Source organism: Vineibacter terrae, from assembly GCF_008039615.1.
Taxonomy (GTDB): Bacteria; Pseudomonadota; Alphaproteobacteria; order Reyranellales; family Reyranellaceae; genus Vineibacter; species Vineibacter terrae.
The window spans coordinates 1-13,937 of record NZ_VDUZ01000019.1 but is presented as its reverse complement, the minus strand read 5'-3'; the positions used below and the strand labels follow the sequence as shown (position 1 = coordinate 13,937).

Below are 13,937 nucleotides of genomic sequence, written 5' to 3'. Positions count from 1 at the left end.
TATGTGATCTGTGCTGTGCGGGGTTAATGTTATATAAATGATAAATAAAACAATACGTTACTGATAGTATCTAGCATTCTACATCATCGGAGTTCCGGCAGAGAAAACAGGTCAATGGCCCGAGGGGTGAATTGCCTCGATCGCGCGCTCGTGGCGGTCGATTCTCAACTCACTCCTCGCAGTTCATTGTTAATAAAGGATAATTAGACAGATCTGCTCACCCTTCAGCCGAGGGTGTAAAGTTGATCCGTTTCGAACTGTTTTTTCTCGAAATTTTCACGATTGTTTGGCAATATCGCCAAATCGCGTTGTATCGGATAGAGCGTCCCCATGTACGAGCCAGCCACTCAACCGACTTTGCGCGCCCTGCGTCGCGCTTGGACAAGCGCGATGTGGCCGATCGGCCTGGTTCTGGATGAACCGCCCGATCCGGTGGCGCGTTCTGCGACAGGTCAGATTGCGGATATCCCCGACGCCAGGCGCATTTCGCAGAACGAGCGCAAGTCGACATAGACTCGGAGGCGATTGGCACCCAACGTAAGGCATGAGGTTGGGTCTGGCCATCATGGCGTGCGGCACGCTCGCGGCCGCCATTCTGGTAGTGACGTTCAGCCATAGGATTGCCGCGGAACGTCGGCTCGCGGAAGAAGAGACGCTACGGCAGCTCCAATCGACATCCCGGGAGCTCGACCAGCATGCCGCCCGTGCTTTCGGCGAGGCGGCGCTGGTCCTGCTGACGATACGCGACGAGCTGGCCGATCCCGTGGACGCCGATGCGCTGGGCAAGCCGCGGCTGGGCAGCCTGCTGCGCGACCAGCTCAAGCGCGTCGGCACGCTTTCCAACATCATCGTCGCCCGGCCCGACGGCACGATCGTGCAGGCAGCACGCGGCGTCGCCCGGGATGACCGGCACCTTTCCGAAGCGGTGAGGCAGGAGGCCCTGTCGCGTCCGGACGGAGGTCCCGCGGTTTCGGCGGCGCCGCCGCCCGATGCCGCGGGTGCGGCCGTGCTGTCCGTGAGCCTGCTGCTGACGGACGCCGGCGGGCGGGCGGCCGCCATCGTGCTGGCCACGATACCGGCATCTCACTTCGAGAGCATGTATCAGGCGATCCATGCCGAGGGGCGGGGCGCCGTGGCGCTGTGGCGTGGCGACGGCGCCAGGCTGCTGCAGTATCCGTCCGGCGAGCCGGTGGGGCGGTTGGGACCGGCGTTCGATCGGGTGCTGGCCCGGTCGGAGGCGGGCACCGTGCGCGAATCCATGGCGGATGGCATGGCGCGGGTCACGGCCTGGCGGACGGTGAGGGGATGGCCCCTGACCATCACCGTGTCGGCCAGCGATGCCGATTACCTGGCCCAGTGGCGTGACAATTCATGCTGGAATGGCATCAGCGCCGGCATCGGCGTGGTGATCATCCTGGGCCTGGCGGCGCTGCTGGCCCGCTATGTCCGGCGCCGGGACCTGGCGCAGGCCGAGGTGGCGCGCAGCCGGCGGCTGCTCGCTGACGCCGTCGACTCGCTTCCCGACGCCTTCATCCTGCTCGACAAGGATGACCGGCTCCTGGCGGTCAACCGGCGATACCGCGAGGACTTCGCCCAGCTCGCGCCCCTGCTCGAGCCAGGGGTGCGCTTCGAGGCGATCCTGCGCGTGGCGCTGGAACACGGCATCTTTCATGACGCCATCGGCCGCGAGGAGGCGTGGCTGGCGCAGCGCCTGCGCGCCCATCGCCAGCCCGGATCGCCATTCGAGCTGGCCCTCGCCGACGGCCGCTGGTTCCGCGTCAGCGAGCACGCCACCGCCGACGGCGGCGTCGTCGGCGTGCGCGTCGACATCACCGCGCGCAAGCGCGACGAGCGCCGGCTGCAGCAGAGCGAGCGCCAGGCGCAGGCGATCATGGATGCCGCGGTCGACGGGCTGGTGGTGATCGACGAGACAGGCACCATCAAGCGCGTCAACCGGTCGGTGACGGCGATGTTCGGCTATCGCGGCGACGAGCTGATCGGCCGCAACGTGAAGATGCTGATGGCCGAGCCGTTCCGGTCGCAGCACGACCTCTACATGACACGCTACCGCGACACCGCCGCCGCCCGGATCGTGGGGAAAGGCGGCATCGAGGTCGTGGGCCAGCGCCAGGACGGCACCACGTTCCCGGTCGACCTGGTGGTCGGGGAGCTGATGCTGGACGAGCGCCGGTATTTCATCGGCGCGATGCGCGACATCTCCGACCGCGTCGCCATCAAGGAGCAACTGGCGCACGCGCAGAAGATGGAAGCCGTCGGCCAGCTGACCGGTGGGCTGGCGCACGACTTCAACAATCTGCTGCAGGTCGTGATGACCAACCTCGAGCTCGTGCTGGATCGCGGCGGGCGCGATGACGATATGGCGCTGCGCGCCGCCGACGCGTTGCGGGCGGCCGAGCGCGGTGCCGAGCTCACCGGCCAGATGCTGGCCTTCGCGCGTCGCCAGACCTTGTCGCCGCGGCGCACCGACCTGGGCGCGCTGATCGAGGCCCTGGTCGGACTGCTGCGGCGGACGCTGGGCGAGAACATCGCGATCGACCTGCGCCTGGCAAGCCCGCTGCGCGATGTGATGATCGACCGCGGCCAGCTCGAGAACGCGCTTCTCAACCTGGCGCTCAATGCCCGGGATGCGATGCCGCATGGCGGCTGCCTGCGCATTGCCGCCGACAACGTCGACTTCGATGACGAGCGCGCCGACCGGCATGCCGAGGCGCGGCACGGGCGCTTCGTCGCCATCACGATCGCCGATACCGGTGTCGGCATGTCGGACGCGGTGCGCATGCGCGCCTTCGAGCCGTTCTTCACGACCAAGGACATCGGCAAGGGCTCGGGGCTGGGGTTGTCGATGGTCTACGGCTTCGTGAAGCAGTCCGGAGGGCATATCGAGCTCGACAGCGTGCCCGGCGGCGGCACCACGCTCACGCTCTACCTGCCCGAGGCGGTGCCTCCCGCCGCCGCCGATGCCGGCGCCAGGCCTGCCCCCGAGCCGCCCGCGGACGGACGCGGCGAGGCCGTGTTGGTGGTCGAGGACAATGACGACGTGCGGCGGCTCGCCGTGACGCTGCTCAAGGCGCTGGGCTACGGCGTGATCGAGGCGGCGGACGGCCCGGCTGCGCTCGGCGTGCTGGACACAGGTGCGGACGTCGATCTGCTGCTGACCGACGTGATGCTGGCCAGCGACATGAGCGGTCCTGATGTGGCGCGCGCCGCCCGCGCCCGTCGGCCCGGGCTCAAGCTGGCTTACATGTCGGGCTACACGGGCGCCGCCCGCGGCCAGCCGGCGCTCGATCCCGGCGTGACGCTGATCGCCAAGCCCTTCACGCGCGCCGGCTTTGCTCGTGCGATCCGCGCGGCGCTCGACGGCTGAGCCGCCGGCGCGCCGGCGCGGGGGGCCTGCGTCAGCCCAGCCGCTGGCAGGATTCGCCCTCGCGCGTGTTGATGCAGCAGCGATTCTTGCCCGAGGGGATGTAGCCCGTGACCGTGCCGCGCCGGGTCTGGAAGGCGCAGCGATCGCCGCTGCCATAGCCACCGCCGCCATAGTAGCGGGGCGGGGGGTCGTAGTATCCGCCGCGTGGAGGAGGAGGGCCACCATAATAACCCTGGTCCTGAACGCAGCCGGCCATGCCGACGGCCAGCAGCGGAAGAATGACCCAACGCATCGCACCCTCCTTGGCGAAGCCGCTGCCGGCACGATGGTGATCGCGGGCAGCGGCGGCATCCGAACTCAACACAACCATTGCGTCCAATCCAGGACGGATTCAGGGCGATGGCTGGGCAGCGGCTTCTATTGCGCGGTGTAGCCGCCGTCGACGACGAGGCCCGAGCCGGTCATGAAGCCGGAATCGTCGGAGGCGAGGAAGACGATGCCGCTGGCGATATCGGCGGCAGTGCCCAGCCGCCCGATGGGATGCGCCGCGAGCGACAGCTCGCGCGCCGCGTCGACGTCGTTGGTGTCCATGCGCTGGGCGCGCACGGCGAAGGTCTGGGCGCCCATGTCGGTCTCGATCACGCCGGGGTGGATCGAGTTCACGCGGATGCGGTAGCCCTTGCGTGCGAATTCCAGCGCCGCCGACTTGGTGAAGCTGGTCACGCCGCCCTTGGTCATGGAGTAGAGCGGGTCGAGCTGCGAGCCGACCAGGCCGGCGACCGAGGCGAGGTTGACGATGGCGCTGCCGTGCGCGCTCGTCCGCCCGCGCTCGCGCAGGGCCGGCATCGCGATCTTGGTGCCGAGGAACACGCCGGTGAGGTTGACGCCGCACAGCTTCTGCCAGTCCGCGAGGCTCGCCTGCTCGATGCCGCGGCCGAGGAACACGCCGGCGTTGTTGACCAGGATGTCCAGGCCGCCGAAGCGCGACACCGCCTGCGCCACGGCGTTGTCCCAGTCGTCGCTGCTGGTCACGTCGAGATGCACATAGAGCGCCTCGCCGCCTTCCTGCTCCAGCGCCCGCACCGTCTGCTGGCCGGGTTCGTCCAGCACGTCCGCGATCGCGACCTTGGCGCCGGCCCGCGCCATCTGCCGCGCCGTCTCGGCGCCGATGCCGCGCGCGGCGCCGGAGATCAGTGCCACCTTGCCGTCCAGGCGATTCATCTGCTGCCTCCCATCGCATCGCAAAGCCTAAATCATAAGCACGGCTGCCGGCTTGCGCGCCACTGCGCCGGGGCACGTGGCATTGATCGGCTGCAGGGGCGATGCCATGGTTTGAGGTTGGCCGCGCCAGGGGGTGGCGGCGGCAAGGCGCGTAGGAGAGTGACGATGAAGCGTGAGCTGCTGCTGCGACGATGGGGCCTGGCGCTGGTTGCCGCCGTGGCGCTGGCCGGCGCCGGACTCGCCGGCGCTGCACCGGCGGCGGCCAAGACCTTCCGCTGGGCCAATGCCGGGGACACCAACTCGATGGATCCCTACGGCCGCAATGAGACCTTCCTGCTGCAGTTCAACGCCAACATCTACGAAAGCCTGCTGCGCCGCAACCGCGACCTCAAGCTCGAGCCGTCGCTGGCCGTCAAATGGGGCCAGATGTCGCCGACCCGCTGGTTCTTCGATCTGCGGCCGGGCGTGACTTTCCATGACGGCACGCCGTTCACCGCCGACGACGTGGTGTTCTCCTTCGGCCGTGCCACCCACGTCAACTCCGGCATCATCTCGTACTTCCCCTCCGTCAAGGCGGCGGTCAAGGTGAGCGACCTGCGGGTCGAGTTCGAGACCAGGTACCCCGACCCGCTGCTCGACCAGAAGTTCGCGCAGTTCATGATCATGTCGAAGGCCTGGTGCGAGAAGAACAACGCAACCGTGCCGGCCGACCTGCGCAAGAACGAGGAGAGCTACGCCTCGCGCAACGCCAACGGCACCGGTCCGTTCATGCTCAAGGAGCGCAAGGCCGGCGAGAAGACGATCCTCGTGCCCAATCCCAAATGGTGGGACAAGCCCGAGCACAATCTCACCGAGGTCGTCTTCTCGGTGGTCGCCAATCCGGCCACGCGCGTGGCCGCGCTGAAGGCCGGCGACATCGACATGATGTACGAGGTGCCGCCGCAGGACACCGAGGGCCTGCGGCGCGATGCCAACGTCAAGGTGATCGAGGGGCCGGAGACGCGCGTGGTCTATCTCGGCTTCGACCACTATCGCGACGAGCTGCCCGACTCCAGCATCAAGGGCAAGAACCCGCTCAAGGACAAGCGGGTGCGCGAGATCATCTACCGCCTCATCGATGTCGACCTGATCAAGCGCACCGTGATGCGCGGCCAATCCTACCCGACGGCGCTGATGGTGGCGCCCGGCATCAACGGCTACGTCAAGGAGCTGGACAAGCGGCCGGCGCTGCTGAAGCCGGAGGAGGCGAGGAAGATGCTGGCGGCGGCCGGCTATCCCGACGGCCTGGAGTTCAGCCTCGACTGCCCCAACGACCGCTACGTCAACGACGAGAAGATCTGCCAGGCGGTGGTGTCGATGCTGGCCAAGGCCGGCATCAAGGTCAACCTGCTGGCGCAGACCCGGCTGAAGTTCTTCGCCAAGATCGCGCTGCAGACCGCCAACCCGGTGCCCAACATCGACATGTACATGCTGGGCTGGTCGCCGAGCTCGACCTACGACGTGCACAATGTCTTCGAGCAGCTGATCGAGTGCTACGACCTGGAGCGGCGCAAGGGCCAGACCAACAACGGCCGCTACTGCAATCCCAGGTTCGATGCGCTCGCCGACAAGGTCGAGCAGGAGGTCGATCCGGCCAGGCGCAACGCCATGATCCGCGAGGCGACGGCGATCTACCTGGCCGACTACGCCTACATCCCGCTGCACCAGCAGGCCATCATCTGGGCCGCGCGCAAGAACATCGACCTGGTCCAGATGGCCGACAACTACTTCCCGCTCAGGTTCGTGAAGGTGAAGTAGGGGGTTTATCTCCTCTCCCCCGCGAGAGCGGGGAGAGGAAGGGGCCCATGCCGAAGGCATGGGAAGGTGAGGGGTAGGAACGAACGGATCTCATGCGAAGCTTCAGAGGCGCCCAGCTCGGAACGACCACCCGTGCCCGCGAGCTCCGTCGCGACGCGACGGATGTGGAGAAACGACTGTGGCAACGGCTGCGCGGTCGCCAGATCGAAAACCTGAAGTTCGTCCGCCAGCAGACGATCGGTCCGTACTACGCGGACTTCGCGTGTGGTGATCGAGCTGGACGGCGGGCAGCATGCCGATAGCGAGTACGACGCACGCCGCGACGCGCTCATGGTCGAACAGGGCTACACCGTGCTGCGATTCTGGAACACAGAAGTGACCGAGAACATCGAGGGGGGCATCGAACGCATTGTCGAAGCGGTAAGGAAGCGGTCTGAAAAGCGGGACTGATCGTTCGTACCCCTCACCCTCCCATTGCGCGGCGCGCAATGGGCCCCTCCCTTTCCCCGCTCTCGCGGGGCGAGGGGTTAAACGTCGGAGTTGTTTCAAATGGCGGCTGAAGTGGTGAGCTCGATCGAGATGTTGCGGCGGCTGGTGGCGTTCGACACGACGTCGCGCAACTCCAACCTGGCGCTGATCGAGCATGTCAGGGCCTACCTCGATGCCCATGGCGTCGGCTCGACCCTGGTGCCCGACGAGGAGGGGACCAAGGCCAACCTCTATGCCAGCGTCGGCCCGGACGTCGAGGGCGGCATCGTGCTTTCCGGTCATACCGACGTGGTGCCGGTCGACGGCCAGCCCTGGGACACCGATCCGTGGACGATCGCCGAGAAGGACGGCAAGCTGCACGGCCGCGGCACGGCCGATATGAAAGCCTTCTCGGCCGTGGCGCTGGCGCTGCTGCCCGAGTTCCAGCGCGCCGGCATGAAGGTGCCGGTGCACCTGGCGCTGAGCTACGACGAGGAGGTCGGCTGCCTGGGCGCCCACGGGCTGGTCGAGCACCTGATGCGCCATGTGCGGCGGCCGCGCGCCGTGATCATCGGCGAGCCGACGATGATGGGCGTGGTCAATGCCCAGAATTCGGGCGGCGGCCTGATCACGACGTTCACCGGCGTGGAGGCGCATTCGTCGATGACCCATCTCGGGGTCAGCGCCGTCCACTTCGCCGGCGACTTCATCCACTTTTTGAACGGGCTGCAGGACGAGCTGGCGGCGCGGCCGCGCCCCGACATCGACATGGTCCCGGCCCATACCACCATCAATGTCGGCGTGATCCATGGCGGCACGGCCGGCAATATCCTGGCGCGCGAATGCGTCGTGAACTGGGGCTACCGCACGTTGCCGGGCGGCGACGTCAGCGAGGTGCAAGACCGCGCCGAGGCCTTCATCGCCCAGACGCTGCTGCCGGCGATGCGGCGGCGCCATCCCGACGCCGACATCACCACCCGCCGGCGCTCGTTCGTGCCCGGCATCAAGCCCGAGGAAAACCAGGAAGCCGAGGCTTTGGCGCTGCAATGGACCGGCGGCAACCGCACCTACGCCGTGCCCTACGCCACCGAGGCCGGCATCTTCCGGGCCGCCGGCATCCCGACGGTGATCTGCGGTCCGGGCGACATCGCGCAGGCGCATCAGCCCAACGAGTTCATCCTGAGGTCGCAGATCGAGGCGTGCGAAAGCTTCATGCGCCGACTGATGGCGTGGGGCGCGCGGCAGGCCTGATGCGCGCCGGCGCACGCATCATCGGCGTTGAACGCGTCCCGACACTGCTCCATGGTTCGGCCTGCAACGAACGCCGATGACCGTGGAGGGGGAACGATGAAGCGTGTTGGGGCAGCGGCCGCCGTCGCCGCGTGCGTACTGGTGGCGGCCTCCGGTGCGGCCGCGCAGGAGCTGGTGCTGGGCATCTTCGGCGGCACCTTCGCCGACAACACGCGCGCCTGCGCCGTGGCGCCGTTCGAGAAGGCCACCGGCGCCAAGGTGCGCTTCGTGCTGGGCAGCTCGGTGCAGAACCTCGCCAAGCTGCGCGCCACCAAGGGATCGCCGGAGATCGACGTCGCCTACATGGACCTCGCGATCGCCACGCAGGGCAAGGGCGAGGGGCTGCTGTCCACGCTCGACACGGCGGCGATGGCCAACTACGGCGCCATCTACGACAACGCCAAGGACAAGGACGGCCGCTTTGTAGGCATGATGTATGGCGCCAGCGCCATCGCCTACAATCCCAAGCTGGTGAAGACGCCGCCGACCTCCTGGCATGACCTGTGGAAGCCGGAGTTCAAGGGCAAGCTGGCGATCGGCGACATCTCCGGCACCACCGGCATCCATTTCGTGATCGCCGCCTCGATGATCAACGGCGGCTCGCAGGAGAACACCGACCCGGGCTTCGAGGCGATCAAGAAGCTGAAGCCCAGCGTGGTGATGATGTACAGCCAGGCCGACCAGGTCGTGCCGCTGTTCGAGCGCGAGGAGATTGCGATCGCCGTGTGGTATCCCGATCGCGTCGGCGCCGCCGCCGCCAAGGGCCTGTCGGTGGCGACCGCCTTCCCCAAGGAGGGCGCCATCGGCATCCTGCCCACCGTGTCGGTGCCCGAAGGCGCCAAGAACAAGGCGCTGGCCCAGAAGTACATCGATCAGGTCCTGTCGGCCGAGACCCAGAAGTGCTTCGCCGAGAAGCAGTATGGCGGCCCGGTGAACAAGACCGTGACGCTCGACGACAAGCTCGCCGCGCAGCTGCCCTACGGCGCCGCCGTCGACCGCATGCATTTCCCCGACCCCGAGACGACCGCCAAGCTGCTGCCGTCGTGGAGCGAGCGCTGGGGCCGCGAGATCGCGCGCTGAAGGGCCGGCATGTCGGATCTGCGCCTGGAGCGGCTGGTCAAGCGCTACGGATCGCTCGCCGCGGTCGACGGCATCAGCCTGGCGGTCGACGAGGGCAGCTTCCTGTCCCTGGTCGGTCCCAGCGGCTGCGGCAAGACCACGGTGCTGCGCATGGTGGCCGGGCTGATCGAGCCTGACGGCGGCCGCATCCTGGTGGGCGGCGACGACCTGACCGATGTCGCCGTGCACAAGCGCAACCTCGGCCTGGTGTTCCAGTCCTACGCCTTGTTCCCGCACATGACCGTGGCGCAGAACGTCGCCTTCGGCCTGCAGCGCCGCGGCGTGCCCAAGGCCGAGATCGGGCAGCTTGTGCGCAAGGCGCTGCAGATGGTGCGGCTGGAGGGCCTGGCGGAGCGGGCGCCCAGGCAGCTGTCCGGCGGCCAGCAACAGCGCACGGCGCTGGCGCGCGCCCTGGTGGTCGAGCCGCGCCTGCTGCTGCTCGACGAGCCGTTCAGCAATCTCGACGCGCTGCTGCGCGACGAGATGCGCATCGAGATCAAGCGCCTGCAGCAGGAGGTCGGCATCACGACCCTGTTCGTGACCCACGACCAGGGCGAGGCGCTGGGCATGGCCGACCAGGTGGCGGTGATGAACCGCGGGCGGCTGGAGCAGGTGGCGCCGCCGCGCACGCTCTACCGCGCGCCAACCAGCGCCTTCGTGGCGCACTTCATCGGCCGTGCCAACCTGCTGCGCGGCCGGGTGGCGGGCCGCGACGGCGAGGATCTGGTCGTGGCGCTGGCCTCGGGCGCCACGGTGCGCGCCCGCGGCGCCGTCGCGGGCGAGGCCTGCCAGGTGGTGCTGCGGCAGGAGAGCGTGCGCCTGGCGGCGGCGCCGGACGCGGCCGCCAACAGCCTGGCCGCGACGGTGGTGGTGGCGTCGTTCGCCGGCGCCACGGCGCAATACCTGCTGCGGCTGGCCGACGGCGCCGAGCTGCACGCCCAGGTCCCCGGCGCGCGCGCCGACCTTGCGCCCGGCACAGCGGTGTTCGCCGAGTGGGATGCGGCCGACACCACGGTGGTGCCCGATGCCGCGTAGGGTGGACGCCTATGGCGCAGCACCGCGCTGCCACGCTTTCTGTCATCCCGAGCGCAGCGAGGGATCTCCCGCGAGTAGCGCACCGTGCGCCTTGCCGCAGGAGATCCCTCGCTGCGCTCGGGATGACACTGTGAACATGGCAGCCGCTGCCGCGGGCAGAGGAGGTGGCGTATGAGCACCCGCCTCGCCAGGCGCCTGGAGCGCAACGGACTGGGGCTGCTGTCGCCGCCGCTGGTCCTGCTGCTGCTGGTGTTCCTGCTGCCGCTGCTGGCGATGGTGCCCACCAGCCTGCATCCCTACATCCCGGGCAAGGGCATCGGCGAGGGCTTCACGGCGGAGCACTACGTCAAGGCCCTCACCGACACGTACTACCTGGAGATCATCGGCCGCACCCTGGCGCTGGGCCTGATCGTGACCCTGATCTGCCTGGCGCTGGGCTATCCGCTGGCCTTCTTCCTGGCGCGCACGCAGTCGCGCTGGCGGCCGTGGCTGATGCTGCTGGTGGTGTTCCCGCTGCTGCTGAACCTCGTGGTGCGCACCTTCGGCTGGATCGCGCTGCTGGCCAATCGCGGCCTGGTCAACGACACCCTGGTGGCGCTGGGCATCGTCGAGACGCCGGTCAAGCTGCTGTTCAATTTCAGCGGCCTGCTGATCGCGCTGTCCCACATCTTCCTGCCGTTCATGGTGCTGGTGCTGGTCGGCGTCATCCGCAATCTGCCGCGTGATGTCGAGGATGCGGCCCGCACCCTGGGCGCCGGCTGGGCCACCACCTTCCTGCGCGTGACCCTGCCGCTCAGCCTGCCCGGCATCCTCGCCGGCTCGATCCTGGTGTTCGTGCTGACGGTGAGCGCGCTGGTGACGCCGCGCCTGCTGGGCGGCCCCACCTACAAGGTGATGTCGACCCTGATCTACGACCAGTTCCTGCAATTGCTGAACTGGCCGGCGGGTGCGGCGCTGTCGTTCATCCTGACCGCCATCGCCGTGGGCCTGATCAGCCTGTCCAGCGCCGTCGCGCGGCGCCTGGGAGCCGGCGCATGAGCGCCCGCGCCGCCGAACGCTGGCGGGCCCGCGGGCTGGCGGCCTTCGCGGGCCTGATCCTGGCCTTCCTGATGCTGCCGGTCGTGGTCGTGGTGCTGGCCTCGTTCACCAGCACGTCCTATCTCACGATCCCACCCAAGGGCCTGACCCTGCGCTGGTACGAGGCGGTGTTCAGCGATCGCGAGTACATCGATGCGCTGTGGTTCAGCCTGCTGCTGGCGATCGTCGTGACGGCGGTGTCGATCGTGCTGGGGACGATGGCGGCCTATGCGCTGTCGCGGCGGCAGGTGCCCGCGGCGCCGGCGATCTCGGGGCTGCTGATGTCGCCCCTGGCGTTCCCGGGCGTCGTGATCGGCGTGGCGCTGCTGCAGTACTACAGCCTGACTGGCCTGCGCGGCAGCTTCATAGGCCTGCTGCTGGCGCATCTCGTGATCACGCTGCCCTACACGGTGCGCACCATCCTGGCCAGCATGGCCGGCGCCGATCCCGAGATCGAGGCCGCCGCGCGCGTGCTGGGCGCCAATCCCTGGGTCGCGTTCTGGAAGGCGACCCTGCCGGTGATCCGGCCCGGCATGATGGCCGGCGGGCTGTTCGCCTTCATCACGTCGTTCGACAACGTGCCGGTGACCATCTTCATCCTGGGCACGCGGCACATGACCCTGCCGGTCAAGATCTTCACCGCCATCGAGTACGGCGTCGACCCCTCGATCGCGGCCCTGTCGACGGTGCTGATCGCCGGCACGGCGATCTTCCTGGTGCTGGCGGAGCGGTGGGTCGGCTTCCACCGCTTCGCGTGATGGGAAGGCAACCGCATCATGTCGCATCCCGGCATCTGGCTCGCGCGCCGCGGCCAGGGTGCCGACGCGGTGCGACCCTACCTGAAGGAGCATGATATGGTGATGGAACCGGTGGCGTTGCGGAAGCCGCCCCATGGCTGACCTCATGGACCTCGCCAGACGCCGCATCCTGGTGACCGGCGCCGCCTCCGGCATCGGCCGCGCCACGGCCGAACTGTTCATCGCCCGAGGCGCCAGGGTGGCGCTGCTCGATCGTGATCCTGCCGTCGCCGCGGTCCCGGGCGCGACGGTCGGGCTGGTGGTCGATGTCGCCGACGAGGCAGCGGTCACGCCGGCCGTCAACGCCGCGGCGGCCGCCCTGGGTGGCCTCGACGGCGTGGTGAACTCGGCCGGCATCGACCTGGTGAAGTCGATCACCGACATGACGCCGGCCGAATGGAACCGGCTGCTGGGCGTCAACCTCAACGGCCCGTTCCATGTCTGCCGCGCGGCGGCGCCGTTCCTGCGCGAGGCGCCGGAGGCGACCGTGGTCAACGTCGCCTCCGGCGCCGGCCTGGTGCCGCTCAGGCACCGCACCGCCTACTGCGCCTCGAAGGCTGGGCTGGTGATGTTCACCAAGTCGCTGGCCATGGAGCTGGCGCCGGTGCGCGTCAACGCCTTCTGCCCCGGCATCATCGACACGCCGTTGTTCCGGCTGTCGTTCGAGAACGAGCCCGATCCCGAGGCCGAGCTGCGGCGCATCCTGGACCGCTACCTGATCAAGCGCGCCGCCACGCCTGAGGAGGCGGCCCATGTCGTGTTGTTCCTGTCGAGCCGCGCATCGTCGATCATGACCGGCGTGGCGCTGGCCGGCGATGCCGGGAGGACCTTCCATTGAGCACCTCGCGTCTGGCCCTGGTGACGGGCGCCGCCAACGGCATCGGCCGCGCCACCGCGCTGCGCTTCGCCGACGACGGCTGCGACCTGGCGATCGTCGACATCGAGGCCGAGCCGCTGGCCGAGGTGGCGGCGGCGATCGAGGCCAAGGGGCGGCGCTGCCTGCAGCAGGTGGTCGATTGCCGCGACCCGGCGGCGATCGCGGCGGCGGCGGCCGCGATCGAGGCGGCCGGACCGGTCGATATCCTGTTCAACAATGTCGGCCAGAGCGGCCGCGAGCGGGCCGCCGAGTTCTGGAAGTCGGACCCGGAGGTTTGGCGCTTCGTGGTCGAGATCTCGCTGATGTCGACCATGCACTGGTCGCGCCGGATCGTGCCGGGCATGCGCGAGCGCCGCCGCGGCCGCATCGTCAACATGTCGACCGAGTCGGCATTCTACGGCGATGTCGGCCTGGTCGACTATGCCGCCGCCAAGATGGGCGTGGTCGGCTTCACGCGCTCGCTGGCGCGCGAGCTGGCGCCGTTCCATGTCACGGTGAACGTCGTGGGCCCGGGGGCCATCCGCACCCGGGCCCATGACCGCCTGCCCAAGGAGACCATCGACAAGGTGCGCAACAGCGTGCCCATGGGCTTCGTCGGCACGCCCGAGGACGTGGCCCATGTCGTGTCGTTCCTGGCCAGCGACGGCGCCCGCTACGTCACCGGCCAGACCATTCTCATCGACGGCGGCCGCTGGATGATCTGATCTTTTTCCCTCGCCCCGCGAGAGCGGGGAGAGGGAGGGGTGTACAGACCGATTAGATCGGTGACGGAATAGACCGGATACATCGGTAACAGTTTTGGCATGGAGGTGAGCATGCCGTGGCTGGAGACCGATGCGATGAAGGAGCGTAGGCGAGTGGTGCTGGATTG

Annotated in this window: 12 protein-coding genes and 1 pseudogene; 11 read left to right on the top strand and 2 right to left on the bottom strand. The window is 68.4% G+C overall.

What is annotated here, in order from left to right:
* The first annotated feature begins 330 nt into the window (after positions 1-330).
* Together FHP25_RS17355 and FHP25_RS17350 are read left to right on the top strand one after the other, a co-directional pair.
* Positions 331-513: a hypothetical protein gene (locus FHP25_RS17355; RefSeq protein WP_147848210.1), complete on the top strand. Its 183-nt coding sequence runs from the start codon at positions 331-333 to the stop codon at positions 511-513.
* Positions 514-544: 31 nt separating this feature from the next.
* Positions 545-3,385, top strand: a complete 2,841-nt coding sequence (locus FHP25_RS17350; protein ID WP_147848209.1) for a PAS domain S-box protein — start codon at positions 545-547, stop codon at positions 3,383-3,385.
* A gap of 31 nt (positions 3,386-3,416) precedes the next feature.
* Here FHP25_RS17350 and FHP25_RS17345 read toward each other — a convergent pair whose 3' ends face one another.
* Both FHP25_RS17345 and FHP25_RS17340 read right to left on the bottom strand, forming a co-directional pair.
* Positions 3,417-3,755: a hypothetical protein gene (locus FHP25_RS17345; protein WP_147848208.1), complete on the bottom strand. Its 339-nt coding sequence runs from the start codon at positions 3,753-3,755 to the stop codon at positions 3,417-3,419.
* 47 nt (positions 3,756-3,802) lie between these two features.
* Positions 3,803-4,606, bottom strand: a complete 804-nt coding sequence (locus FHP25_RS17340; RefSeq protein WP_147848207.1) for an SDR family NAD(P)-dependent oxidoreductase — start codon at positions 4,604-4,606, stop codon at positions 3,803-3,805.
* 165 nt (positions 4,607-4,771) lie between these two features.
* Here FHP25_RS17340 and FHP25_RS17335 point away from each other — a divergent pair, with 165 nt between their 5' ends.
* The 9 genes and pseudogenes from FHP25_RS17335 (at position 4,772) to FHP25_RS17295 (ending at position 13,770) form a co-directional block, all read left to right on the top strand.
* A complete protein-coding gene (locus FHP25_RS17335; protein ID WP_147848206.1) occupies positions 4,772-6,403 on the top strand; it encodes an ABC transporter substrate-binding protein in 1,632 nt (543 codons plus the stop codon).
* A 92-nt stretch (positions 6,404-6,495) separates the two neighbouring features.
* Positions 6,496-6,853 (top strand): annotated as a pseudogene (locus tag FHP25_RS42625) (endonuclease domain-containing protein).
* Between the two features lie 99 nt (positions 6,854-6,952).
* On the top strand, positions 6,953-8,122 hold the full coding sequence (gene argE / locus FHP25_RS17325) for an acetylornithine deacetylase (protein WP_147848205.1): 1,170 nt from the start codon (positions 6,953-6,955) through the stop codon (positions 8,120-8,122).
* 96 nt (positions 8,123-8,218) lie between these two features.
* Positions 8,219-9,241, top strand: coding sequence for an ABC transporter substrate-binding protein (locus tag FHP25_RS17320; RefSeq protein WP_147848204.1), 1,023 nt, complete (start codon positions 8,219-8,221; stop codon positions 9,239-9,241).
* A 9-nt stretch (positions 9,242-9,250) separates the two neighbouring features.
* Positions 9,251-10,315, top strand: a complete 1,065-nt coding sequence (locus FHP25_RS17315; protein ID WP_147848203.1) for an ABC transporter ATP-binding protein — start codon at positions 9,251-9,253, stop codon at positions 10,313-10,315.
* A gap of 171 nt (positions 10,316-10,486) precedes the next feature.
* Positions 10,487-11,353: an ABC transporter permease gene (locus FHP25_RS17310; protein WP_147848202.1), complete on the top strand. Its 867-nt coding sequence runs from the start codon at positions 10,487-10,489 to the stop codon at positions 11,351-11,353.
* Positions 11,350-12,150: an ABC transporter permease gene (locus tag FHP25_RS17305; protein ID WP_147848201.1), complete on the top strand. Its 801-nt coding sequence runs from the start codon at positions 11,350-11,352 to the stop codon at positions 12,148-12,150. Before FHP25_RS17310 ends, FHP25_RS17305 begins: the two co-directional genes overlap by 4 nt.
* Positions 12,151-12,283: 133 nt before the next feature.
* Positions 12,284-13,027 carry an SDR family NAD(P)-dependent oxidoreductase gene (locus FHP25_RS17300; RefSeq protein ID WP_218578421.1) on the top strand — a complete coding sequence of 248 codons (744 nt, stop codon included), beginning with the start codon at positions 12,284-12,286 and terminating at the stop codon, positions 13,025-13,027.
* Positions 13,024-13,770 carry an SDR family NAD(P)-dependent oxidoreductase gene (locus FHP25_RS17295; RefSeq protein ID WP_147848200.1) on the top strand — a complete coding sequence of 249 codons (747 nt, stop codon included), beginning with the start codon at positions 13,024-13,026 and terminating at the stop codon, positions 13,768-13,770. Before FHP25_RS17300 ends, FHP25_RS17295 begins: the two co-directional genes overlap by 4 nt.
* Positions 13,771-13,937 lie beyond the last annotated feature (167 nt).